This is a genomic window from Hymenobacter pini, assembly GCF_020421205.1.
Lineage (GTDB): Bacteria > Bacteroidota > Bacteroidia > Cytophagales > Hymenobacteraceae > Hymenobacter > Hymenobacter pini.
In genome coordinates, this window is record NZ_JAIZZH010000004.1 from 379,381 (window position 1) to 401,713 (window position 22,333).

The 22,333-nt window shown below is 61.8% G+C and carries 20 protein-coding genes; 8 read left to right on the forward strand and 12 right to left on the reverse strand.

The window, feature by feature from the left end; all coding sequences use genetic code 11:
* Positions 1–109 precede the first annotated feature (109 nt).
* The 6 genes from LF252_RS17465 to LF252_RS17490 form a co-directional block, all read right to left on the reverse strand.
* On the reverse strand, positions 110–715 hold the full coding sequence (locus LF252_RS17465; RefSeq protein ID WP_226270873.1) for an alpha-ketoglutarate-dependent dioxygenase AlkB family protein: 606 nt from the start codon (positions 713–715) through the stop codon (positions 110–112).
* 10 nt (positions 716–725) lie between these two features.
* Positions 726–1,388: a hypothetical protein gene (locus LF252_RS17470; RefSeq protein ID WP_226270874.1), complete on the reverse strand. Its 663-nt coding sequence runs from the start codon at positions 1,386–1,388 to the stop codon at positions 726–728.
* Positions 1,389–1,504: 116 nt separating this feature from the next.
* Complete coding sequence (gene kynU, locus LF252_RS17475; RefSeq protein WP_226270875.1) at positions 1,505–2,788, reverse strand: kynureninase; 1,284 nt, start codon at positions 2,786–2,788, stop codon at positions 1,505–1,507.
* A gap of 201 nt (positions 2,789–2,989) precedes the next feature.
* Positions 2,990–4,000 carry an amidohydrolase family protein gene (locus LF252_RS17480; protein WP_226270876.1) on the reverse strand — a complete coding sequence of 337 codons (1,011 nt, stop codon included), beginning with the start codon at positions 3,998–4,000 and terminating at the stop codon, positions 2,990–2,992.
* A gap of 24 nt (positions 4,001–4,024) precedes the next feature.
* On the reverse strand, positions 4,025–5,353 hold the full coding sequence (locus LF252_RS17485) for a glycosyltransferase family 39 protein (RefSeq protein ID WP_226270877.1): 1,329 nt from the start codon (positions 5,351–5,353) through the stop codon (positions 4,025–4,027).
* A gap of 18 nt (positions 5,354–5,371) precedes the next feature.
* A complete protein-coding gene (locus LF252_RS17490) occupies positions 5,372–5,908 on the reverse strand; it encodes a 3-hydroxyanthranilate 3,4-dioxygenase (protein WP_226270878.1) in 537 nt (178 codons plus the stop codon).
* A 161-nt stretch (positions 5,909–6,069) separates the two neighbouring features.
* Here LF252_RS17490 and LF252_RS17495 point away from each other — a divergent pair, with 161 nt between their 5' ends.
* Together LF252_RS17495 and LF252_RS17500 are read left to right on the forward strand one after the other, a co-directional pair.
* Positions 6,070–6,855 (forward strand): SDR family oxidoreductase, encoded by a 786-nt coding sequence (locus LF252_RS17495; RefSeq protein ID WP_226270879.1) that lies wholly within the window; start codon positions 6,070–6,072, stop codon positions 6,853–6,855.
* A gap of 94 nt (positions 6,856–6,949) precedes the next feature.
* Positions 6,950–8,782, forward strand: coding sequence for a hypothetical protein (locus LF252_RS17500; protein WP_226270880.1), 1,833 nt, complete (start codon positions 6,950–6,952; stop codon positions 8,780–8,782).
* 12 nt (positions 8,783–8,794) lie between these two features.
* Here LF252_RS17500 and LF252_RS17505 read toward each other — a convergent pair whose 3' ends face one another.
* The 4 genes from LF252_RS17505 to LF252_RS17520 form a co-directional block, all read right to left on the reverse strand.
* Positions 8,795–9,337: a carbohydrate binding domain-containing protein gene (locus LF252_RS17505; RefSeq protein ID WP_226270881.1), complete on the reverse strand. Its 543-nt coding sequence runs from the start codon at positions 9,335–9,337 to the stop codon at positions 8,795–8,797.
* 44 nt (positions 9,338–9,381) lie between these two features.
* Positions 9,382–10,725, reverse strand: coding sequence for a hypothetical protein (locus LF252_RS17510; RefSeq protein WP_226270882.1), 1,344 nt, complete (start codon positions 10,723–10,725; stop codon positions 9,382–9,384).
* Between the two features lie 44 nt (positions 10,726–10,769).
* A complete protein-coding gene (locus tag LF252_RS17515) occupies positions 10,770–12,209 on the reverse strand; it encodes a hypothetical protein (protein ID WP_226270883.1) in 1,440 nt (479 codons plus the stop codon).
* A gap of 113 nt (positions 12,210–12,322) precedes the next feature.
* Positions 12,323–12,859, reverse strand: a complete 537-nt coding sequence (locus LF252_RS17520; RefSeq protein WP_226270884.1) for a hypothetical protein — start codon at positions 12,857–12,859, stop codon at positions 12,323–12,325.
* A gap of 219 nt (positions 12,860–13,078) precedes the next feature.
* On the opposite strand from LF252_RS17520, the gene LF252_RS17525 reads away from it, so the two are divergent.
* The 4 genes from LF252_RS17525 (at position 13,079) to LF252_RS17540 (ending at position 17,496) form a co-directional block, all read left to right on the forward strand.
* Complete coding sequence (locus LF252_RS17525; RefSeq protein ID WP_226270885.1) at positions 13,079–14,671, forward strand: hypothetical protein; 1,593 nt, start codon at positions 13,079–13,081, stop codon at positions 14,669–14,671.
* A 117-nt stretch (positions 14,672–14,788) separates the two neighbouring features.
* Positions 14,789–15,763 (forward strand): glycosyltransferase family 2 protein, encoded by a 975-nt coding sequence (locus LF252_RS17530; protein WP_226270886.1) that lies wholly within the window; start codon positions 14,789–14,791, stop codon positions 15,761–15,763.
* The gene (locus LF252_RS17535; RefSeq protein WP_226270887.1) at positions 15,760–16,518 is read left to right on the forward strand and encodes a class I SAM-dependent methyltransferase; all 759 of its coding nucleotides are present in this window, start codon (positions 15,760–15,762) and stop codon (positions 16,516–16,518) included. Before LF252_RS17530 ends, LF252_RS17535 begins: the two co-directional genes overlap by 4 nt.
* A gap of 18 nt (positions 16,519–16,536) precedes the next feature.
* On the forward strand, positions 16,537–17,496 hold the full coding sequence (locus LF252_RS17540) for a glycosyltransferase family 2 protein (RefSeq protein ID WP_226270888.1): 960 nt from the start codon (positions 16,537–16,539) through the stop codon (positions 17,494–17,496).
* A 5-nt stretch (positions 17,497–17,501) separates the two neighbouring features.
* Here LF252_RS17540 and LF252_RS17545 read toward each other — a convergent pair whose 3' ends face one another.
* Both LF252_RS17545 and LF252_RS17550 read right to left on the reverse strand, forming a co-directional pair.
* On the reverse strand, positions 17,502–18,212 hold the full coding sequence (locus LF252_RS17545) for a hypothetical protein (protein WP_226270889.1): 711 nt from the start codon (positions 18,210–18,212) through the stop codon (positions 17,502–17,504).
* A complete protein-coding gene (locus LF252_RS17550) occupies positions 18,176–19,228 on the reverse strand; it encodes a hypothetical protein (RefSeq protein ID WP_226270890.1) in 1,053 nt (350 codons plus the stop codon). Before LF252_RS17550 ends, LF252_RS17545 begins: the two co-directional genes overlap by 37 nt.
* A gap of 102 nt (positions 19,229–19,330) precedes the next feature.
* Between LF252_RS17550 and LF252_RS17555 the strand changes: the two genes are divergently transcribed.
* Together LF252_RS17555 and LF252_RS17560 are read left to right on the forward strand one after the other, a co-directional pair.
* Positions 19,331–20,773: an aldehyde dehydrogenase gene (locus LF252_RS17555; protein WP_226270891.1), complete on the forward strand. Its 1,443-nt coding sequence runs from the start codon at positions 19,331–19,333 to the stop codon at positions 20,771–20,773.
* 52 nt (positions 20,774–20,825) lie between these two features.
* A complete protein-coding gene (locus LF252_RS17560; RefSeq protein WP_226270892.1) occupies positions 20,826–22,328 on the forward strand; it encodes an ArnT family glycosyltransferase in 1,503 nt (500 codons plus the stop codon).
* The last annotated feature ends 5 nt before the right edge of the window (positions 22,329–22,333 follow it).

The window sequence follows — 22,333 nt, forward strand, 5'->3', positions numbered from 1 at the left end:
GCTTAGTGCTTAGTGCTTAGTGCTTAGTGCTTAGTGCTTAGTTTGTATGAAAAAGCCCTCGTTACGGTTTCGTAGCGGGGGCTTTTTGCGTGGTGGCAAATGCCTATCCTTATGTGGGCGACACCCAGCGGAACGTAAGGTTCAGGCGGGGACCTACGGGGCGGGCCGTTTTGGGCAGTGCGTGCAGCCAGTTGCGCTGCGTAGGGCCTTGCATCACCAGTAAGCTGCCCGAAGTAAGCGGCAGGCTAAGGGGTTCGGGCAAGGTTTCTGCAAAAGCCGCGGGCCGGGGCTTCAGCCGAAAGGTGCGGGTAGCCCCCAGCGTGACGGAGGCAATAACGGGCTCCGGACCCAGCTCCGGCTCGTCGTCGGCGTGGTAGCCCATGCTATCCTGCCCGATGCGGTACAGGTTAAGCAGCACGCTGTTGAAGCGGGAGCCCGTGGCCGATTCTACGCGCTGCCGGAGCAGCTGCAGCTCCGGCAGCCACGGCAGCGGCTCCAGCTGTAGACCGGAGTAAGCGTATGCCGCTCTGGCATCACCGTACCAAGCCGTGAGGCGGGGCTGCAGTACCTCCCGCCCAAACAGCCGGATGGGCTGCTGCTGCCATGCTACCGTTTCCGTGAGCGTGCGGAGCAGTTCCGCTGCTTCTTCAGCAGTTAAAAACTCTGTATCCAGCCGTAGCTCGGCGGCAGGTAGCTGAATGGGCTGCAGCGGCATGCGCAATCAACTATTTCCCCAGCTTACCGAACTGCTCCAGATACTGCTGCATCTGCGGGTCGTTCTGGAGCTGCTGAGAGTACAGCAACAGTCCCCAGGCCAGGCTGGCGGCCAGGCAAATCAGAAACAAAACGGCCCAGTTGCGGCTCTGAAACTGATTAACACCAATGTAACGGGGCCAGAACCACAGCGAATAGGCCAGCACTGCTACCACTTCGGCCACCAGCATCAGGCCCATTTGCCCCGAGGACCACAATAGTACCCGCACCCCCAGGTAAGCCAGCACAAACAACACCAGCGGACCAATACCACTGGACCGGTGCAGCTTGCGCAGGTTGGCCACCAGCAGAATGGCTCCTACCAGCGGCGATACGCACAGGGAAAACACAGTAATGGCTGTGGGCGAGTATAGCAGCGGACCTTCTTCGGCTACTTCCGCCTTGGCCTGCTCGGCTTCACGCTGGCGCAGGGCGGTTTGCTGAGCATCTACTACTACCGCCAGCTCCTGCCGCAGTTGGGCCACATCAACGCCGGGCAGCGGCAGTTGCCGACGCTCGGCTTCCTGCAGAGCTGCCAACACGGCATCTTCCCGGTACTGAAACCGGTTGTCCACGTAGTCGCGCAGTTCGGCGTCGGTTTTGCGGCCCATTTTGTCCGCGTATTCTTCGGCCATTATTCTAAAAGAAAGGAAATCAAGAAGTAAGACACCGCCTGCCGGCTGATGTGTGTACGAAGAAACAATGCCCCGTGCCGGAAAGTAGCGCGGGGCCCGTATTTTACACGCTCACTCTACTGTCGCGCGGCCCACTCGGCCAGTACCTCCCCCACGTGGTACACATCCTCAAACGTGTTGTAGAGCGGCACCGGAGCCAGCCGAATCACGTTTGGCTCCCGCCAGTCGCCGATGACGCCCACGGCCATCAGGTGCTCAAACAGGTCGCGCCCGCCCTGGTGTACCAGCAAGGAAAGCTGGCAGCCGCGCTGGGCGGGGTCGGATGGGGTGATGATTTCGAGGGTGGTTTTGAGCAGGTTCAGGCGCTGAATCAAAAACTCCAGGTAGCCCGTCAGCAGCTCGCTTTTGCGGCGCAGCGCGGGCATGCCGCCGGCGGCCATGTGCTCGGTCAAGGCGGCTTCGTGCACGGCCATCGTCAGGACGGCCCCGTTGGAGAGCTGCCAGCCAGCGGCTCCGCGCATGGGCCGGAAGCCCTTGCGCATCTTGAACCGCTCCTTCTCATCGTAGCCCCACCAGCCAGCCAGGCGCAGCAGTTCGGGCTGGTCGGCAAACCGCTCGTGCACAAACACGCCCGACACGCCGCCGGGGCCGGAGTTGAGGTATTTATAGGAGCACCAGCAGGCAAAATCTACGTCCCAGTCGTGCAGGTGCAGCGGAATATTGCCGGCCGCGTGGGCCAGATCGAAGCCCACCATGGCCCCTACCGCGTGGCCGGCCTGGGTAATGGCAGCCATATCGTACACCTGGCCGGTGTAGTAATTGATACCACCCATAATGATGGTGCAGAGCGAATCGCCCAGCTCGGCAATTTTGGCCAAGATATCCTCGGTGCGCAGGGTATACTCGCCGGGGCGGGGCGTAAGCTCTACAATAGCGTCGTCGGGCTCCAGGCCGCGCATGCGTACCTGGGTTTCCAGGGCGTATTGATCGGAGGGGAAAGCGCCGCCTTCCATCAGCACTTTATAGCGGGTGGCGGTGGGCTGGTAGAAGGAAACCAGCAGCAGGTGCAGGTTGGTGGTGAGGTTATTCATCACCACTACTTCCACGGGCTTGGCACCTACTATTTGGGCCGAGGCATCGGTGAGGCGCTGGTGGAAGTGCATCCAGGGCGTTTCACCCTTGAAGTGACCTTCCACGGCCAGGTTCTGCCAGTTGGTGAACTGCTGCTCGGCAGCAGCACGGGCCGTGCGGGGCTGCAGGCCCAAGGAGTTGCCGCAGAAATACAGGCACTCCCCGTTGCCGTTGGGCGCGGGCGGAATCAGGAAATGCTGGCGAAACTCGTGGAGAGGGTCTTGGGCGTCAAGGCCGCGGGCAAAGTCGAGGGTGGGTTCGAACGTCATCCCAGCAAAGATACCAGCGGTGACGATGTGAAAGAGGAAATTGTGGAGTTGCGAATCTGGAGGACAAATCCCTGGCATCCTGAGCTTGCGCTGGGCCTTACTATCACATTTCACCGATTACTATGCCCGTGGTTCGTTTATGCGCGACAATGCCCTGCGCAAACTCAGGATAGCCGACCGGCAGTTCACAACTTCACCCTCTTATAGCGCGAAGCGGGCGGCGGACAGCCCTAGCCAGTCCAGGGCATTCTGGCCGAGCATGCGGGCCTTTACCTCATCGGCCCAGGGCATGGAGCGGATGAGCTGCCCGGGCTCCAGCTCGCCCAACGGGAATGGGTAGTCGGTACCCAGCGTGATTTTCTCGGGCCCCAGGGTTTTCAGCAGGTACTCCAGCATCAGCGGATCGTGCACCAGGGAGTCAACCCAGAAGCGGCCCAGGTACTCGCGGGGGTTACGGGGGTTATCCACGGCGCAGAGGTCGGGGCGCACCTGCCAGCCGTGCTCAATGCGGCCGATGGTGCTGGCAAACGAGCCGCCGCCGTGGGCCACGGCCACCCGCAGCCGGGGCAGGCGCTCCAGCACCCCCCCAAAGATGAGGCTGCACAGGGCCCGGCTACTTTCGGCGGGCATGCCCACTAGCCAGGGCAGCCAGTAGTCGGGCATCTGCTGCTGGCCCATCATGTCCCAGGGATGCACAAACACGCACATGCCCAGCTCCTCAGCCGCCTGAAATACCGGAAAAAGCGCCGGCTCGCTCAGGTTCCACTCGTTGATATGGGAGCCGATCTGCACGCCCGCCAGCCCGAGTTGGTGGCACCGCTCCAGCTCCCGGACAGCCAGATCGGGGGCCTGCATGGGCAGGGTGCCCAGCCCCACAAAGCGCGTGGGGTAGCGTTGCACTACCCCGGCAATGTGGTCGTTAAGCAGCTGGCTCAGGTCGAGAGTATCCAGCGGCTTGGCCCAGTAGCTGAACATCACCGGCACCGTGCTGAGTACCTGCACCTGGGCCCCAAACTGGTCGTACTCACGCAGCCGTACTTCCGGGTCCCAGCAATTGTCCTGAATTTCTCGGAAGAACTTATCGTCCTGCAGCATGCGGGCGCAGCAGGGCTTGTGATGTTCCAGCCGAATGAAGCCGCCGTAGCCGTACCGTTCGCGCAGGTCGGGCCAGCGCTCCGGCAAAATGTGGGTATGGATGTCGATGGTCAGCACGGCAGGCAAGGTTGGAAGGATCGGTCAGGGAGTGCGCAGGTCGGCCGGCAGTTTTTTCAGGGAGCCGATAAAGAAGCCGCGCCGATACCGGTCGGCGGTCATACTGTCCCAGTGAATAACGCCGGCCGCGTACTGGTAGGTTTGCCACAGATTCAGCACAATACCCAGCGCGAGGATTGTGCGCAACGCTACCCGGCCCGTAAGCGCCCACCGGTTAGAGGCCGCCACTAACGCTGCCATACATAACGCCAACATCGGGTACACGCTGATAAGCGGCCGGGCTCCGAAACTGCCCCCATACCACCACTCCCGCCAGCTAAACGTGACGTACACCACTACCGGCAGCGTCAGCAGCAAAGCGCCGCGCACCCCTCGCAGCCGCTCGGGCAAAAAGCCCAACCCCAGCAAGGCCACGCCCGCCAGCGGCGTGTACAGCAGCCAGCCCTTCTTGAAGCTGAACAACCCGTCCAGAATATGCGGGTGGGCGAAATCGAACCCTTCGCCCTGGTACGTATCCACAAACCAATGGCCACTTACCGCGTGCCAGAATATGGGCTGCCACACCACCACGGCTACCGCCATGGCCACTGCCAGAGCTATTTGTCCGGGCCGGCTCAGCAGCCACCGCAGCCACCCCTGCGGCCCACCCTGGGTAGCTAATCCCCAGCCAACCGGTACCAGCGCATAGAGCGCCGCCGTGGGTCGGGTAAGTATAGCCAGGCCCAGCATCAGACCCAGCACGGCGGCCCACTCGGTACGGCGGGTTTCGTACAAGGAGGCCGTAGCCCACACAATACTCAGGTGCCACAGAAACAGCAGGCCGTGGGCCATAGCTCCTTCGTAGCTGGCGTACATAAACCAGTTAGTACCCAGGCCCACCATTGCTACCGCCCAGGCCACCACATCGTCCTGTTGCGGAAAATAGCGCCTTAGCAGCCGCCGCAACAGCCACAGCCCCAGTAGCCCATGAAACAGCCCGGCCAGCATAATGGCCTGCTGGTAAGGCCGAGAGAAGCCATCAGCGGGCAGGCCCCGCAGGCGGGCCCAGGTGTGCGCACCGGCAAACCAGGGCAGCTCGGCCAAGGCTACGCCCATGGGGTATTTGGAGATGATTTTATCGTTGGGCAGCTTCAGCAGGCCCATGTAGGGCCGGGGACCGGGCCGGTAGGTTTGCTGAATATTCTGCAGCGAATCGGCCCGGCCGGCATCCTGGTATAGGAAGATGGATGGCAGGTACACGTAATAGCCACCCTGGTCATTATCAAACACTTCCAGCGGCTTCCAGCGCTTGTCCTGAAACGTGGCCAGAATCAGCAAGAAAGCCGTAACTAAAAAAACGATGCGAGACTTCACGCCGGGTATTGTAGCAGCTTAGGGAGCAGGGACAACGGGGACGGGAGCAGCCATATAGGTGCCGCACACCTTGCAGGTCCGCAGCTCATCGGAAGCCCAGAACCGGTTCATGATGGGCGGCAGTTGGGCCACGATGTCGGTGATTTCCGCAAACTCTTCGTGCAGCTTGTGGCCGCAGTTTTCGCAGTACCACTGAAAGCCATCCAGCTCACCAGGGGTGCGGTACCGCTCCAGCACCAGCCCAATAGTGCCGGCCGGCCGGCGCGGCGAGTGAGGCACCCCACCGGGCAGCAGAAACATGCTGCCCTGCTTGATTTCAATGTCCATAGGCTGCCCGTCCTCAATGATTTTCACCACAATGTCGCCTTCCAGCTGCAGGAACAGCTCCTCGCCCTCGTCCACGTGGTAGTCTTTGCGCGTGTTGGGGCCGCCTACCACCATCACAATAAAATCTTTGTTATCCTTGAAAACCTGCTGATTACCAACCGGCGGCTTCAACAGGTGGCGGTGTTCATCAATCCACTGCTGAAAGTTGAAGGGGCGTGTGATGGGCATAGGATGAGGGGGTAGAATAAGGGAATAGCCGAAGTGCGCTCCGCAGGCGGAATTCACTGCTGGCAAGTAACGAAATTCCGGCCGGTTGGGCAGGGCCGCCGGATTTGGTGCACCTTTGAGACCTGATTCATTGCTTCACCGTTGCATTAGCTCGTTGCTTTATGGACTTTCTTTCCCAACGCGCCCTGGTGGGCGGCAGCACGCAGGGTATTGGCCGGGCCGTGGCCGAAGAGCTGGCCCGGCGTGGCGCCACGGTTACGCTGGTAGCCCGCAACGAGGCTGCCCTGCGCGCCGCCGCGGCCGAGCTGCCCACCCCCGCCCAGCAAACGCACGATTTTATAGTAGCCGACTTCAGCCAGCCCGACGTGCTGCGCCAGCGGGTGCAGGAGTATCTGGCAGCGCACCCCACCGGCTTCGATGTGCTGGTGAACAATACCGGCGGTCCGGCGGGCGGCCCCATTCTGGATGCGTCGGTGGAGGCTTTTCGGGCGGCTTTTGAGCAGCATGTGGTGTGCAACCACTTGCTGGCCCAGGCGGTGGTACCGGGCATGCGTAGCCGAGGCCGGGGGCGCATCGTCAATATCATCAGCACCTCGGTGAAGCAGCCGCTGCCGGGGCTGGGCGTGAGCAACACCATTCGGGCGGCCGTGGCTAACTGGGCTAAAACCCTGGCCAACGAGCTGGCCGCCGACGGAATTACCGTAAACAACGTGCTGCCCGGTGCCACCATCACGCAACGGCATACCTCGCTTATCGAGAAGAAAGTGGAGCAAACCGGCCAGACCACCGAGCAGGTAGAGGCGGCCATGCTCCGGCTTATTCCGGCGCAACGCTTCGGGCAGGCCACGGAAGTAGCGGCGGCGGTTTGCTTTTTGGCCTCCGAGGCGGCCGCGTACATCACCGGCATCAATGTGCCCGTGGATGGGGGCCGCACGGGCAATTTGTAAGCGTTTTCGCCTCTAACCAGCCACTGCTACTTTTTCTGGCCGGCTCGATACTCAACTATTTCAGCAGCCTTTCTGCGCTGTATCATTTACCGTTATGCTCCTTTCAAAGAATTACGCCAACCGGGGTCCCGTACGCGCAGGGTTGGCGGCCATGCTGGTGCTGGTGCTGTTCGCCTGGCACTTTTACATGGAGCGGGCCGCATATTCTGATTTGGCGTACCACCTGTTCATTTATCTGAAAGACAAGTCGTTGTTTATCCAGAACCGCCGGTTTGTGGCGGTTGTCACGCAGTTGCCCACGCTGTTGGCCATTAAAGCCGGCTTACCATTGAACATCGTGCTGCGGCTGTATTCGGTAGTGTTTGTGCTGTATTACCTGACCGTCTTTCTGATTTCCGCCTACTGGTTCCGGAACCAGCAGGTGGCGTTGGTGGTGGTGTTGCTGTTTGTGCTACTGGCTTCCCGTACGTTCTACTGGGCACAGTCGGAGCTTCCGCAGGGGTTGGCGGCGCTGCTTCTTTTCTACGCGGGCGTGGCCCGGCAGGCTCCTTTGCCTTGGCGCTTTAGCACACTGGCACTGGCAGCGCTGGTTCCGGTCTTCATTTTTGGTCACCCGCTCATTATTCTGCCGTTTCTATTTGTATGGGTGTATGACTGGCTGCTAAACCAGCGGTTCCGGGACTGGGCCTACTACGGGATGCTGGCCCTGGCTCTGGCCATGTACAAGCTGCGCGCCATGCTCATCCCGCCGGGCTCGTACGAGGCCACGCACATGACGTTCGGGCCCAACCTGACCAAGTTTTTTCCCCACTACCTGTCGCTCAGCAGCTTTGATACGTTCTGGCAGCTTTGCCTGCACGGCTTCATTGCGTTGCCGCTGCTTTTGCTGGTGCTTACCGTTTTTTACCTGCGGCAGCGCAGTTGGTTTGCCTGGCTGCGGCTGGTACTGGTGTGGGGCGCCGTGGCAGGCTACACGTTCATTATCAACGTATCCAACCCCGATTACACGGAAGCTACTTACCTCGAAAACCTCTACCTGCCCCTTACCCTGTTTGTGGCCATTCCGCTGGCGCTGGAGCTGCTGCCGGCGCTGGAGCGCGCCTGGGCCGGCCGCGGGCCGGTGCTGGTGACGGGGCTGGTGCTGGTGGTGGTGGTGGCGCGGCTCGGACTGATCTGGTACCGCCACACGCCATACACCGCCTACCAGCAGTGGCTTACCCAGCTGCTACGCTACACCGGCCAGTTTCCCGAACGAAAGTTTATCCTGCACTCCGATAACGTGGACCCGCACCGCCTGCGGGCTGGTGAAATGTGGTGGGCCTCGGCCAGCGAAACGATGATGCGCAGCGCCCGTAACTCGCCCGACTCGGTGCAGACGGTACGCATCGGCGACAATGTAGAGTACCTAGCTTCTACCGGAGCCCAGCCCGGCGTGCTGCTGGGCCCCTTCGAAACTCTGAACGTGGTTGATATGCCCGCCCGGTACTGCCGGTTTCCGCGTAACACCCGCTACCGGCTGCTCACCACCCCTCCTCCCGCCGATACGGCGACGTTGCGCGCCTACATCGGGGCTCACCGGCAAGTACAGCTCCGGCTCACCGACTCGGTGAGCGTGCTGGTGGCGGGGCAGCGGCACACGGCTCATGTGCGGATAATGGTACCCGAAGCGGCCCGGCCGCTCCACTCGGGCACGCGCGTACCGCACCCTACTCTATTGCGCACTGCTTTCTACAAAGCCTACGACTGGCCTTCCGACACAGCACCGCTGGAGTCGCCGCTGGAAGTGGACGTGTGGCATCCTTGGACGCAGACGCTCCCGCTGCTGGCCCCGCAGCAGCCCGGCAGTTACACACTGGAAATCAGCCTCATCAGCAAGGACTTCCGGGACTGGCCGGTGCGCGTGCGGGTGCCCGTAACGGTACAGTAGCGGCCCGCCCGGCTACTGCGCCAGCGAGATACTCACATCATCTAGGTACACGGGCTGCGGGCTATTGGCCCGCCACAGATACACCAGCAGGCGGTTGTTGGGGCCCGCCGCCGGGGGCAGCGTGATGGTCTGGGTTACGTACTGCCATTTGTTGTGCACCTTGGCCGCCTGCGCCACATCCAGGCCCTCCCACAGCAGGTTGGGGCCGCCTTCCAGCCCTTTGATTTCCGTTACCAGTTTGGCCGCCGCCTGGTCGCTGGGCAGCCACACCCACGCCCCGATGGCCAGTTTGGCGGGGCGGTCGGGGGCCAGCCGGCTCAGCAGGTTGCTGTACCCCAGGCTAAACTCGTGGCGGGGACCAATCATGGTGCTGTATTCGCCGGTGTGGGCCCGCTCCCGCGTGAGACTGGTGGCCGCCGGCGAGTCGGCCAACCAGCCATCCAGGTTTTCGAAGCTACTGGAGACCAGCAGTTGCTTACCCACAGCGGTATCGGGCTGGCTGCCACAGCCACTCAGCAGCACAGCCGCAACCCCACTCAACAGGTATTTCCGCATAATTCAGGTATCAGCAAGGTTTTAAAGATGAGCTGCGGATACGCTTACAGCTCAAAGAAATGCTCCTTGTACCGGTTCCAGTCCATGTTGCAGCAGTCCACGGCGCCCCGGGTGTACTGCCAGCTGTGCCGGATGTTCAGCAGCAGCAGCAGGCCGACTACCGTGGCCAGCAGCCAGGAGCGGCCATTCCACCACCGGGCCCAGAACGCGGCCAGGCTCAGGCTCAGCAGCGGGTACAGGCTGATGAGCGGCCGGCAGCCGAAGCCCCCCCCGTACGTCCAGTCGTGCCAGCTGAAGGTCAGGTACACCACGAACGGTACCAGCAGCAAGGTGGCCGGCACGGCCGCGGGCACGGTGTGTTTCAGCCACCGGATGCCCAGCAGGGCTAGCACCAGCAGCGGGCTCCAGAATAGCCAGCCCTTCCGTACGCTGAACAAGCCATCCAGCAGGTGCGGCTTCAATAGGTAGAACCTTTCGCCGGGGTAGAACTCCAGCAGCCACTGCCCGCCCGCCACGCGCCAGAAAATGAGCTGAATGCTACCCAAGGCCGCTACCAGCAGCACCATAACCACCAATTGCGGCCAGCGGGTCGTTAGAAACTGTATTCGTTGCTGCACGGCGGCCCAGGAGGTCAGGCCCCACAGTGCCGGAATGGCTACCATCCATAGCTCCGAGGGCCGTACCAGCAGCATCATCCCGAACACCAATGCCAGCTTTACCCCATCGGCCCACCGGCCCTGCTGCTCCAGCCACCGCCGGGTGTAGCGCAGCAGCAGCACGTTCAGCAGAAACAACGTACCATGCGACATGGGTGCTTCCACCGTGGAGTACACAAACAGATTGGTGCCCAAGCTGATAACCAGCAGTGTAAGGGCTGCCAAATGGTCGGGTACGTAGCGGCGCAACTCCCGGCCCAGCAGCCACACCCCCAGCAAACTGTACAGCATGCAGCCAATGGCAATAAGCTGCTGATAGGGCTTGGAGTAGCCGTCGGGCGGGTAGCTGGCGAGCTTCGCATACGCGTGGGCCGCCGCAAACCAGGGCGAGTAGGCAATGGCCATCCCAATAGGGTATTTAAACACAGCCCGGCCATTAGGCAAATGTACCAAGCTATAGTCGGGGTCCAGGTCGGGGCGGTACTGGCCGCGCACGTAGGTCAGAAACGACCCGTCGCCCACGTCTTTCGTAATAAAGGCCGATGGTAGGTAGAGGTAGTATCCACCAGCGTCCCATACCAGCACATCGGAGCGGTTCCAGCGGGTAATATCCTGCATCATGATAATGTGCAGGAGCACAATAATCACCCACGCAAACCCTACGTGCGTGGTAGGCCACCACCGCCGGCGGGAAGCGGCGGCAGGCTGGGGCAACTGTAGTTCTGCTTGCATACGCTAAAAATAAACGCGGCCATCCGCCGGGGCGGAGCAACCACTTATTGGGGCTGATAATACTGTGTGGGCCGGCTGGTTACCTTCCAGTAATACAGCATCCGGGCCTGCAGCTCCGACTGGCTGGGGTCCGTCATGGGGCCCCAGCTCAGCACATTGCAGAAGGAAGATATCCGCACCTGTGACTCCGGGCTGCGGGCAATCTGGTCCAGGGCCCACTGCTCACAATCGTTATTGCGCTCCAGCTTGGGCACGGCATCCTGGTACATAAACACCAGCAGAAACACCCCAATGATGCCGGCGTACCCGGCCCGGACCGGGCCGCGCAGCTGACGCAGCAGAAAGTACGTGGTGACGCCGTACGCATAAAACAGCGCCAGGATGATGGGCAGGATGGAGTCGCCGCGCACCAGGTACGGGCGGTAGTCCCGGTAGCCCCCGAACGGCAGCAGCAGCAGAAACACCACGGAAAAAGCCGCTACGGCCCACGCGCTGACCAGCGCCCACTGCCGCTCCCGGGAGGCCGGAACCAGCCGCCAGATGAGCAGCACGTTCAGCAGTAGCACACCCAGCAGCAGCGGCAGCCCCCATTGCGTGGTCAGCTCCAGATACACGCCTTTAGGCAGCAGCTTGAATAGCTGGCCCAGGGTATGCGAGTGAGAATTCTCGGCGTTGTTGCGGCCCACAAACAGCGCGTAGGCACTCAGCAGGCCCAAAAGGCCCAGCAGCACCATAGCCTGGCCGGAAAGCCACGGATTATGCGAGGCCGCCCAGGCCCGCTGAACCCGCGGCGCCAGCCAGTGCAGGCCCACCCCCAGCAACAGCACGGCAATAGAAGCTACGGCTATGGGTCCGTTGAAGGCTACTACTACCATCAGCAGCACCAGCAGCAGGGTTCGCACGGGCGTCAGATGCAGGGGCTGCCGGGCATACGCAGCCCGAAAAAACGGCCACAGCAGCACTAGCAGCAACCCGAGTGGAAATGCGTAGAAGAAGGTGTAGGTGATGGCCCGGTTGGCAACGCCCATCTGCTCATAAAACCCGGCTATCTGAAACAAGGGGGCGAGCAAGGCGGCGGCCAGCAGGAAGCTCAGCATTCCGGCTCGGGCCCCGCTGCCCAACCGCACAAAGGCCGCCAGCGCCAGCAGCACCAGCACCTGGGCCAGCGTGGTGAACAGGGCACTGGTTACGTACAGGCTTTCGATGGGGGAAACCACCGCCTGCAGCAGCTGGGGCATCTGTTTCCAGTATACGCCCATGGAGGCGTGGGCAAAAAAGCGGCCAGCCCCGGCGTAGGTGGCGTTTTCCGTCAGCACGGCCCAGCCAAAGGGGTCCTGTAGTACCTTACTGTACCACTCCGAGGGCAGCACAATAGCCACCAAATCACCATCCAGGGGGAACTGGAGAGCTTGCCAGAAAGTGAAGCCGGTATCCAGCACCAGAAAGGCCAGTAACAGCCCCGTCCACCAATAACGCTTATTCATTCGCAGGAATATTCGGTAGCAGCCCCACCGGCCGGCGGCAAAACGGGATGCGGAACCAGCTGGCAAGCCGCCGGCTCCGCATCCCGTTTTGCCGCCCTGGCCGAGTAACCGGACTATTCTTTGATGCTCAGCTTCACATCATCCACCAGCACGAAGTCGCTGGCATCGGCCCGCCACAACGATACGCGGATGTGCTGCGCGGCCGTAATGTCGGCGGGCAGGTTAATGTCTTTGCTTACCTGCGTCCATTTGCCGTACGATTTCACCACGTCGCCCAGCCGGATACCATCCCCGAACACCTGCTTGGAGTTGGTATCATCCATTACCTGCACGCCCAGCATGCCGGTGGCTTTGTCACTAGGCAGGAAGGCCCAGGCCTCCAGGTGCACGGTTTTGATTTTGGTAGGGGTAGCCTGGCCCAGGGCCATATCGAACGTCAGGCTGAATTCCCGGTTCTGGTCTACCTTAATGGCATATTGCCCGGAGTGGGCCCGGCCGCGGTCCAGCAGGTTCGGGTCCACATTCCAACCCGCTGACGACTCAAAATCGTTGGCCGTGATGAGTTTGCCGTCGGTGTTGCTCGAAGCCTTGTCTTCCGAGGAGCAGGCGCTGAGCCCAACTAGTGCCAGCAGAACGGTAATCTTTTTCATGTACAGTAGACGTTGGAAACTTAATATTCGACGTGTTTTTGAGTGACGCGGCAGTAAAGGTATAAACTCTGGTAGCCTGGCACCTAACGGCGCGGCAAAAGAGTAAGCGCCGGGTCCCGGCAAACCGGACTCTTACCCGGTAGCATGCAACTACTCGTGGCGGCCTGTACCTTTGCCGGGGCCCGGGCCTCACCTACTTACCGCTTGCCAGTCACCGCCATGTCCGTATCCCGTAACGCGTTAACCGTCGGCTACTTCGCTGTTATCATTTTATTAGGCTTATGCATCTACCAGGACTACGGCGTCTCGTGGGATGAATCCATTGACCGGGTGAACGGGCTGGTGAATGCCAAGTACATTACCGGCCTGGTGGCCCCCGAGTGGACGAGCCGGCAGGGCGTTTTCGCCAATACGCCGGATTTCCACACCTATGATGAGCGGGACCACGGCGTAATATTCCATTTGCCCCTGGCCTTTATGGAAGTATTCATGGGTGGGGTTGATTCCCGCACGTACTACTTCGTGCGGCACCTGTGTATTTTTCTCTCGTTTGTGCTGGCCCTCTGGTCGGTGTACCGCATTGCCCTTATCCGCTACGGCAGTTGGGCGCTGGGTTTGTTGGCCAGCACCCTGCTGCTGGTTTCGCCCCGCATTTTTGCTGATGCGTTCAGCAATGGGAAGGATCTGGTACTGCTGAGCTTCTTCACATTCGGAGCCTACACGCTGGTGCGGCTGCTGCAGCGGCCTACCGTGGGCCGGGCCGTGCTGCACGGGGCCGCCACCGCCATTGCTACCGATATCCGGATTCTGGGCTGCCTGCTGGTGGCTATTACCCTGGCCCTGTTTGCGTTGGAGCTGCTGCCCGCGTCCTCGTCGCGCCTGCCCCGGCAAAAGCTGCTAACCATTGTGGCGGCTTACTGCGTGGCCACGGCGGCCTTTACGGTGGTAGGCTGGCCGTATCTGTGGGAAGCGCCTCTCAACAATTTCCTGCTGGCCTTCGAGAACATGAAGAAGTTCCGCTGGGACGGCTACATCCTGTACCTGGGCGAGAAGGTGCATTCCCTGGCTTTGCCCTGGCACTACGCGCCGGTCTGGATTATCATTTCCACCCCCATTGCCTACTGCGTGGCCGGCCTGCTGGGGCTGGTGGCGGTGGGCCGCTCGTTCTGGAAGGGCAAGCTGGCCTACATGCAGTCATTGGAAGGAAAGATTGACGCGCTGCTGCTGGCCTGGTTTTTTATTCCGCCGGCCCTCATTATTGTGCTGCACTCCGTGATTTATGACGGGTGGCGGCACCTGTACTTTATCTATCCGGCGCTCATTCTGCTGGCGGTGCACGGCGGGCAGGCCCTGTGGCGGGCCGCCAGCCACCGTACCCTCCGGCCGCGCCTAGTGTGGGCACTGGCCACGCTGGCCGGGCTGGAAATGGGCTACACGGTGGTACGCATGGTGCGGGCCCACCCCAACCAGCAGGTTTTTTACTCCTTCCTGACCGACCCGGCCGCCAGCCAGCTGTTCGAGGGCGACTACTGGGGCCTTTCGTACCGCAAAGGCCTACAGTGGATTCTGGCCAACAGCACGGCGTCTACCATTGCCATTGATGCGCCGTTCCGGATTGTGCTGGAAAACAACCTGGCCATTCTGAAACCCGCCGACCGGGCCCGGTTCGTTATCAACCCCAACAGCCAGGAAGTATACTTTCTGACGGCGTATCGCACGCACCCGGAGCCTTACCCGGCCAGCGTGGGCAATGAGGTGCACGCCGTGAAGGTGAATGGCATCCGGATTCTGTCGGTTTTTTACCGGTGGTAGCGCCATTACTGGCCCCGCGCGGGCTACCGATAGGCTAGTTCGGCGCAGGCATTCGTGCCGGTCCGTATACTTTCGCCATTTTTACCTTCCCAACCGCCATCCTTACTGCGTACGCCCTTGGACCTGTCCGTTATTATTCCCATTTACAACGAAGAAGCCAACATTGCGGCGCTGCACGAGCGGTTAAGTAACGTACTGGATGGCATGCCTTTACCGGGCGGCTACGAGTTTATTTTCATCAACGACGGCTCCCGCGACCAGTCGCTGGCCCTGATTCAGACGCTGGCCGCCCGTGACAAGCGGGTACGATACATTGATTTCAGCCGCAATTTCGGCCACCAGATTGCCGTAACGGCCGGGCTGGATTTATCGGTGGGCGAGGCCGTGGTCATTATTGATGCCGACCTGCAGGACCCGCCGGAGCTGATTCCGCAATTGTACCAGAAGCTGCGCGAAGGCTACGAGGTGGTGTACGCTAAACGCCGCTCCCGCCAGGGCGAAAGCGCCGCCAAAAAGCTCACGGCCAAGCTGTTTTACCGCCTGCTGGCCAGCATCACCAATATTTCCATTCCGGTGGATACCGGCGACTTCCGCATCATCACGCGCAAGGTAGTCGATGCCCTGAAGCAGATGCCGGAGCAGAACAAGTTTATCCGGGGCCAGATTTCGTGGATTGGCTACCGCCAGACTTACCTGGAGTACGACCGGGCCGAGCGGGCCGGCGGCGCTACCGGCTACACCTACCGCAAAATGATCCGGCTGGCGCTGGATGGCATCACCGGCTTCTCGGATGCGCCCCTGAAAGCGGCTACCATCAGCGGCTTTCTGGTATCAGCCATTGCCTTTCTGGTGATGCTGTACACGCTGTACTCCCGGTTTGTGAGCGGCAACTACCAGCCGGGCTGGGCCTCCCTGATGATCAGCATCCTGTTTCTGGGTGGGGTACAGCTGATTGCCGTGGGCATTATTGGGGAATACATTGCCCGCCTCAGCGCCAACGTGCGGCAGCGGCCCCTCTACATCATTTCCGACACCAACATTCGCCCGGCTCCCGCCACCCCGGAGCACTGGCCCCGACCTGCCGTTTCATGAACCTTGAGTACGAACTGAAGTACCACCAGATTGAGGAAAACTACTGGTGGTTTCGGGCCCGGCGCGACATGGTGTTCCGCATGATTGAGGCGTTGCGCCTGCCCACCACGGCTGCTGTGCTGGAAATCGGGTGCTCGGGCGGGCCGCTGCTGCAGCGCCTAGCCCAGCAGGGCTACACCAACCTGACGGGCATTGACGTGAGCGAAACCGGCATTGCCCTGGCCCGGCAGCGCGGCCTGCTCAATACGTCCTGCATGGACGGGGCGCGGCTGGATTTCCCGGATGCGGCCTTCGACCTGGTTATTGCCTCGGACGTGCTGGAGCACATTGCCGATGAGCAGCAGGCCCTGCGGGAGTGGCAGCGCGTTCTGCGACCGGGCGGGCAGTTGCTGGTATTCGTGCCGGCCTTCACGTTTTTGTGGGGTAAGCACGATGTGGTGAACCAGCATTTCCGGCGTTACACCGCCGCGCAGCTGGCCACGGCGCTGGAGCAGGCCGGCCTGCGGGTGCAGCGTCGCTCCTACTGGAATGTAGGCCTGTTTTTCCCGACGGCGGCCGTGCGGCTGCTCAACCGCCTGCGCCCACCCCGCCCCGTCACCGATGCGGAGCCGCTGAAGGATGACTTCTTCGCCACGCCGCCTCTGCTGAATACGCTGCTGCGCGGCTTTATTACGGCCGAAAACTGCTTATTACAAACGTTCAATGCGCCGGTTGGCGTCAGCGTATTTGCGCTGGCCCGCAAGCCTGCCGCCTAAATTTTTGCCCCAACTGCCGTGGATCTTTCCATCGTTATTCCGATTTACAACGAAGAAGCCAACCTGCCGGCCCTCTACGCCCGGGTAGCCGCCATGTTGGATGCACAACCCTGGCAGGCAGAAGTCATTCTGGTAAACGACGGCTCCCGTGACCGGTCTTTGGAGCTGATTCGGGGGCTGGCTGCCCATGACCCGCGCATTCACTACATCACCTTCAGCCGCAACTTCGGCCACCAGATTGCCATTACGGCCGGATTGGATAAGTCGTCGGGAGCCGCCGTGGTGGTGATGGATGGCGACCTGCAGGATCCGCCGGAGCTGCTTCCGGAGCTGTACCAGAAGCTGCACGAAGGCTACGAGGTGGTGTACGCCAAGCGCCGTTCCCGCCAGGGCGAGAGTATGATCAAGCTCTTCACGGCCAAGATGTTCTACCGCATTCTGGCCAGCATCACCTCCGTCAATATCCCGCTGGATACCGGCGACTTCCGCATTGTGTCGCGCAAGGTGGTAAACGCCCTGAAGCAGATGCCGGAGCAGAACAAGTTTATCCGGGGCCAGATTGCCTGGATTGGCTACCGCCAGACGTTTCTGGAGTTTGACCGCTCCGAGCGGGCCGGCGGGGAGCCGGGCTACACGTACAGCAAGCTTATCCGGCTGGCGCTGGATGGCATTACGTCCTTTTCCGACCTGCCGTTGCGGGTGGCCACCATCGGGGGCTTTACCGTCTCGGGTATTGCTTTCCTGGTGATGCTGTACGCCGTGTATGCCCGCTTTTTCCTGCACAACTACGGCGTGGGCTGGCCGTCCATTATGGTGAGCGTGCTGTTTCTGGGCGGCGTGCAGCTGATGGCTATTGGCATCATTGGCGAATACATGGCCCGGCTAGGAGCCAACGCCCGCCAGCGGCCGCTCTACATTATCGAAGAAACGGACCTGGAACCCACGGAAAACATACAGGCTGCCAGCCGCCATCTGTAGCCGCGCTACTCAGGTCGGGCCGGCTGCAACACCAGATACCCATCAACCGTGCGGGCCTGGTACCCTTGGCTTTGCAGGGTACGCAGCAGCCACTGGCCCACCGCCTGCTGCCGGTAGCGGGGCGGCACCACAAACGCGGCCGGCTGGTAGTGGCGCAGAAAAGCCCGCACCTGCGCCGCCGGCAGCGGCGCGGTAGGCACTGAGCCGGGATGCGCCTGCAGCGTCAGTAATGTGTGCAGAAAGGGCTGCTCCGCTACAGCGGTAAAAAACTCCGGCCGCACCCTTGAGAGGTAGCCGCCCAGTAGCTTTTTGTGGTGCCACTGCTGGTAAAACAACTGCTCGGAAGGCATCTGACCCAATTGTCGGCTACCATCACCAATGCCAAACGGCACCGTTATCAGCGTGGTGCCGGGCAGGCCGGCTACGTACCGGTACACGGCCGGTACATCGGCCGCCGTGGCCCGCTGGTAAGGGGCCGGCCAGTACTCCACGAGCACCCCGGCAGTCAGCCCCAGAGCCAGCGCCCACTGCCATTTGCTCCGCCACCGGCCAAACCCGCCAGCTTCCAAATGGCTGAATGCTACCAGCGGCAGTAACAGGCTGATAAACAACACCCAGCGCGTGGGGCAGCGGATGTTGTTGACGAAGGGCACAAAATGCACGAAAGCCGTAGGCAGGTTTAGCTGCTCGTGCCCGTAGATGCGCAGCGTAGGCACCGTGAGCAAAAAAAACACCAACAACACCCACGCCAAGGGCCGCCCGGCCGCATCCTGCCGCACGGCGGAAGTGCGCCGGTAGTGCCACCCCAGCAAAGCCACCAGCGGCAGCACGTAGCCCAGGAATAAAGTATTTTCGAGGGAGCCAGGCAGGTTGAAAAGGGTAGAATGGTACAGGCGGTGGCTCCAGCCAAAATCAACCCAGCGGCTGGTGGGTGGGGCAGCAGATACGCTACTAGGTCACCGGCCCACCACAAGCCGTTTTCAGGGGCGCCGGCCAGCCGCAGCAGCCGGATGCTGATGTGGCTCACGACTAACACCGCAACCAAGCCCGCCCATATCCGCCAGCTGCGCCAGTTGAGCTGCCCCAACCGCAGCCCAAACCACGCCGCGTACAACGCCGTGAAATACAGCAGCCCGAACAACACGTAATAGTCGCTCAGGAGTGTGAGCACGCCGAGGGCCAGGCAGCCGGCCACTGCCCGCCAGCTACGCACCTGCGGCAGCCACCGTCCCGTTTCAAACCGGAAGGCACGTAGCAAGGCTAGTATATAAAAGGGCACCGTTGCCGTAAGCACTAGGTTGTAGTGCTCCGGCAGCCGCTGCATCTTATAAGGCGAGAAGGCGAAGATGAAACCGGCCAGTAGGCACAATAATGGCTGCCATACCCAGCGTTTTGCCAGCAGATACGCCCCCAGACCCGATAAGCTGTAGCTGAGCAGCAACGCCAGATTAATGGCTAGCATCTCGTTGCGCACCACAACGGCCAGCATGCCCACTATCGGAATGTAGGCGTGCATAATCAGCCAGGAGCCCTGCGGGTAAAACTGCCACGTTGTGTACCAAGGGTTGTGACCGGCTAGCAGAGCCTGCCGAAAGTGCCATACGTTCCAGTAAAACTGGTACGTATCATGCCCCGGCACTACCGGAAAGCTGGTGGCCGGTGCCAGTGCCAAGGGCCAGGTAAACACAATAAACACAGCCACGTAACCGAGCCACACCAGTACATTCCGCATTCTGATAGCTTTGCATAACACCCCGGTACCACGGCCTTTGGGCGGCGGGCCCGATATATCTAAATTTCCGGCAAAGGTACTTTGTCCTTGATTCCCACCTGTATGCTTCAGCTTCAGAACCTCATTGGCGGCCATCTGCAGCCCCCGGTAGCCGGTCGTTACTTACCGCTGCTTGAGCCGGCCACCGGCCAGCCATTTGCCCAGGTGCCCGACTCCGACGCCGCCGACGTGGACGCGGCCGTGCGCGCCGCCGAGGCAGCGTTGCCGGCCTGGCGGGCGCTGCCGGCCGAGGAGCGGGGCCGCCGGCTGGTGCGCCTCGCCGAGCTGATTGAGCAACACCTGGAACCGCTGGCCCGGGCCGAAAGTCAGGATAATGGCAAGCCCCTGAGCTTGGCCCGCAGCCTGGATATTCCGCGGGCCGCCAGCAACTTCGCCTTTTTCGGTACTGCTGCCGGGCATTTTGCCACCGAAGCCCACGTGCAGGAAGGCGTGGCCGTAAATTACACGGTGCGGCACCCGCTGGGCGTAGTGGGCTGTATCTCGCCCTGGAACCTGCCGCTGTACCTGTTCACCTGGAAAATTGCACCCGCCCTGGCCGTGGGCTGCTGCGTGGTGGCCAAGCCCTCGGAAATGACGCCCTACACGGCTTTTCTGCTGAGCGAGCTGGTGCAGCAGGCCGGCCTGCCGCCGGGAGTACTCAACATTGTGCACGGCACGGGTCCCGGCGTAGGGCAAGCCTTGGTCGAACACCCCGGCATCCGGGCCATCAGCTTTACGGGGGGCACTAAAACCGGCGAGCAGATTGCCCGTTCGGCCGCACCCCGCTTCAAGAAACTCTCCCTGGAGCTGGGCGGCAAGAACCCCAACATCATTTTTGCCGACTGCGACCTGGCCGCCGCCGTGCAAACCAGCATTCGCAGCTCGTTTGCCAACCAAGGGCAGATTTGCCTGTGCGGGTCCCGCATCTTGGTAGAAAGGCCCATCTACGAGCAGTTTAAAACCGAGTTTCTGGCCCAGGTGCAGAGCCTTACCGTAGGCGACCCGCTGGACGAAACTACCCGGCAGGGCGCACTGGTAAGCGAGGCGCACCTGCAAAAGGTGCTGGCCTACATTGAGCTGGCTCACCAGGAAGGCGGCCGACTGCTGGCGGGCGGGCAGCGGGTGCAGCTACCGGGCCGTTGCGCCGACGGCTACTTTCTGCAGCCCACCGTGTTCGAAGGCCTAGGCCCCGAGTGCCGCGTCAATCAGGAAGAGATATTCGGGCCGGTGGTGACGCTCACGCCCTTTGATACCGAGGAGGAAGCTCTGCGCTGGGCCAATGGTACGGAATATGGCCTCTCGGCTACACTCTGGACGCGCGACGTAACCCGGGCGCACCGTGTGGCCCAGCAGCTTCACGCCGGGGTGGTGTGGGTGAACACCTGGCTGCACCGTGACCTACGCACACCCTTCGGGGGCATGAAGAACTCCGGGGTGGGCCGGGAAGGCGGCTTGGAGGCGCTACGCTTCTTTACGGAGGCGCAAAACGTGTGCATCAAGCTGTAGCCGAATCTGGGGGGTGGCTTGTACAACCTTAGCCGCTGCCGTAGCTTAGGGCGTGCACTCTGCTTCCTCCCCTACCCACCATAGCCCGCTCTGGCAGCGGGTTTTGCCCCTGCTGCTACTGCTGGCCCTGGCGTATTTTCCGCTGTTCTGGCAGCTAAGCTCTTTTCCGGTGCAGCAATGGGACGAGTCGCGCACGGCCCTGGATGCGCTGGGCATGCTCGTGCACCACGACTGGCTGGTAGCCCGCTACGAGGGCCAGCCCGACCTCTGGAACTGCAAGCCCCCGCTCTGGCTCTGGACGCTGGCCGGCAGCATCCGGCTGCTGGGCCCTTCTGAGCTGGGGCTGCGCTTACCGGCCGCGCTGGCGGCTCTGGCTACGGTGAGCGTGGTATATGCCGCCGCTACCCGGTGGCTGCGCAGCCGGCTGGCCGGACTGCTGGCGGGGTTGGTGTTAATTACCGCGCCGGGCTACGTCTGCTTCCACGTAGCCCGCACCGCTGATTTTGATGCTTTCCTGACGCTTTGGACCACTTTAGGCGTCTGCTGCTGGGTGGCCTTTCTGCGGAGCGGCCGGGCCCGCTGGGCCTGGGGTACCGGTGTGGCTTTTGCCTTGGCCGTGCTTACCAAAGGTATTGCTGGTGCCATGTTTGGTCCTGGGCTGCTGCTGGCGGCCTGGAGCACCGGCTGCCTTCACCGCCTGCGCACCCTGGCCCCGTGGCTGGCGGCGGGTGTTGTGGTGCTAGCGGCGGGCAGTTGGTACGCGGTGCGTGAGACGGCGGCTCCTGGCTACCTCGCAGCCGTGTGGCAGTATGAAGTAGGCGGCCCGGTCGCGCATGAGTTGGAGGGCAACAACGGGCCATTTGAATTCTACCTGAGCCTGCTGGCCAACTGGCAGTTTGCCCTGTGGCTGCTACCGGCGTTGCTGGGCGTCAGCCTGGGGTGGTGGCAGCCTCGCAACTCGGCGGGGTGGTGGCTGGGCCGGGCACTGGCCCCCATCGTGGGGAGCTTCCTGCTGGTTATTTCCTTGGCCGAAACTAAGCTGGTGTGGTATGATGCCCCAGCCTTTCCGCTGCTGGCGCTGCTGGCAGCCGCCGCGGGTACCGTGCTTTTTCGGCACGCTCAGCAACATGCCGGCGGCCGGCCGGTGCGCTACGCCGGGCGCGTAGCTGCAGTATTGGGCCTGGCGGCCTCCCCATACCTCAACCAGGTGCAGTACCTCCGCCAGCTGTCCAAACACCGCTTTGATAATCACCAGCTGGTGTATGGGCACCACCTGCAGCAGCAGTGGCGGCAACACCCCGAGCTCTGGACCTACACTCTCGGCACCGATGGCAGCTTCAACGATGCGCCACTCTATTATCAGCTAGCCGCGCAATATCAGCAGGGCCACACCGTAGCGCGCCGCCCAGCGTGGCAGGCCGCACAATCTAGTCCCGGCGACGTGGTGGTGGTGTGCGGGCAGAAAGCTCTGCGTGCTTGGCAAACCAGTTTCCAGACGGAACCGCTGATTCAGTCGGACTCCTGCCGCACGCTGCGGCTGGGGCCTCGCCGTTAGACTAC

Bases quoted from the DNA above. Each gene is read 5' to 3' on its own strand.
- LF252_RS17465 (WP_226270873.1), bottom strand. From the start codon at position 715: ATGCCGCTGCAGCCCATTCAGCTACCTGCCGCCGAGCTACGGCTGGAT.
- LF252_RS17515 (WP_226270883.1), bottom strand. From the start codon at position 12,209: ATGAATAAGCGTTATTGGTGGACGGGGCTGTTACTGGCCTTTCTGGTG.
- LF252_RS17500 (WP_226270880.1), top strand. From the start codon at position 6,950: ATGCTCCTTTCAAAGAATTACGCCAACCGGGGTCCCGTACGCGCAGGG.
- LF252_RS17510 (WP_226270882.1), bottom strand. From the start codon at position 10,725: ATGCAAGCAGAACTACAGTTGCCCCAGCCTGCCGCCGCTTCCCGCCGG.
- LF252_RS17525 (WP_226270885.1), top strand. From the start codon at position 13,079: ATGTCCGTATCCCGTAACGCGTTAACCGTCGGCTACTTCGCTGTTATC.
- LF252_RS17555 (WP_226270891.1), top strand. From the start codon at position 19,331: ATGCTTCAGCTTCAGAACCTCATTGGCGGCCATCTGCAGCCCCCGGTA.
- LF252_RS17490 (WP_226270878.1), bottom strand. From the start codon at position 5,908: ATGCCCATCACACGCCCCTTCAACTTTCAGCAGTGGATTGATGAACAC.
- LF252_RS17550 (WP_226270890.1), bottom strand. From the start codon at position 19,228: ATGCGGAATGTACTGGTGTGGCTCGGTTACGTGGCTGTGTTTATTGTG.
- LF252_RS17495 (WP_226270879.1), top strand. From the start codon at position 6,070: ATGGACTTTCTTTCCCAACGCGCCCTGGTGGGCGGCAGCACGCAGGGT.
- LF252_RS17505 (WP_226270881.1), bottom strand. From the start codon at position 9,337: ATGCGGAAATACCTGTTGAGTGGGGTTGCGGCTGTGCTGCTGAGTGGC.
- kynU (WP_226270875.1), bottom strand. From the start codon at position 2,788: ATGACGTTCGAACCCACCCTCGACTTTGCCCGCGGCCTTGACGCCCAA.
- LF252_RS17470 (WP_226270874.1), bottom strand. From the start codon at position 1,388: ATGGCCGAAGAATACGCGGACAAAATGGGCCGCAAAACCGACGCCGAA.
- LF252_RS17520 (WP_226270884.1), bottom strand. From the start codon at position 12,859: ATGAAAAAGATTACCGTTCTGCTGGCACTAGTTGGGCTCAGCGCCTGC.
- LF252_RS17535 (WP_226270887.1), top strand. From the start codon at position 15,760: ATGAACCTTGAGTACGAACTGAAGTACCACCAGATTGAGGAAAACTAC.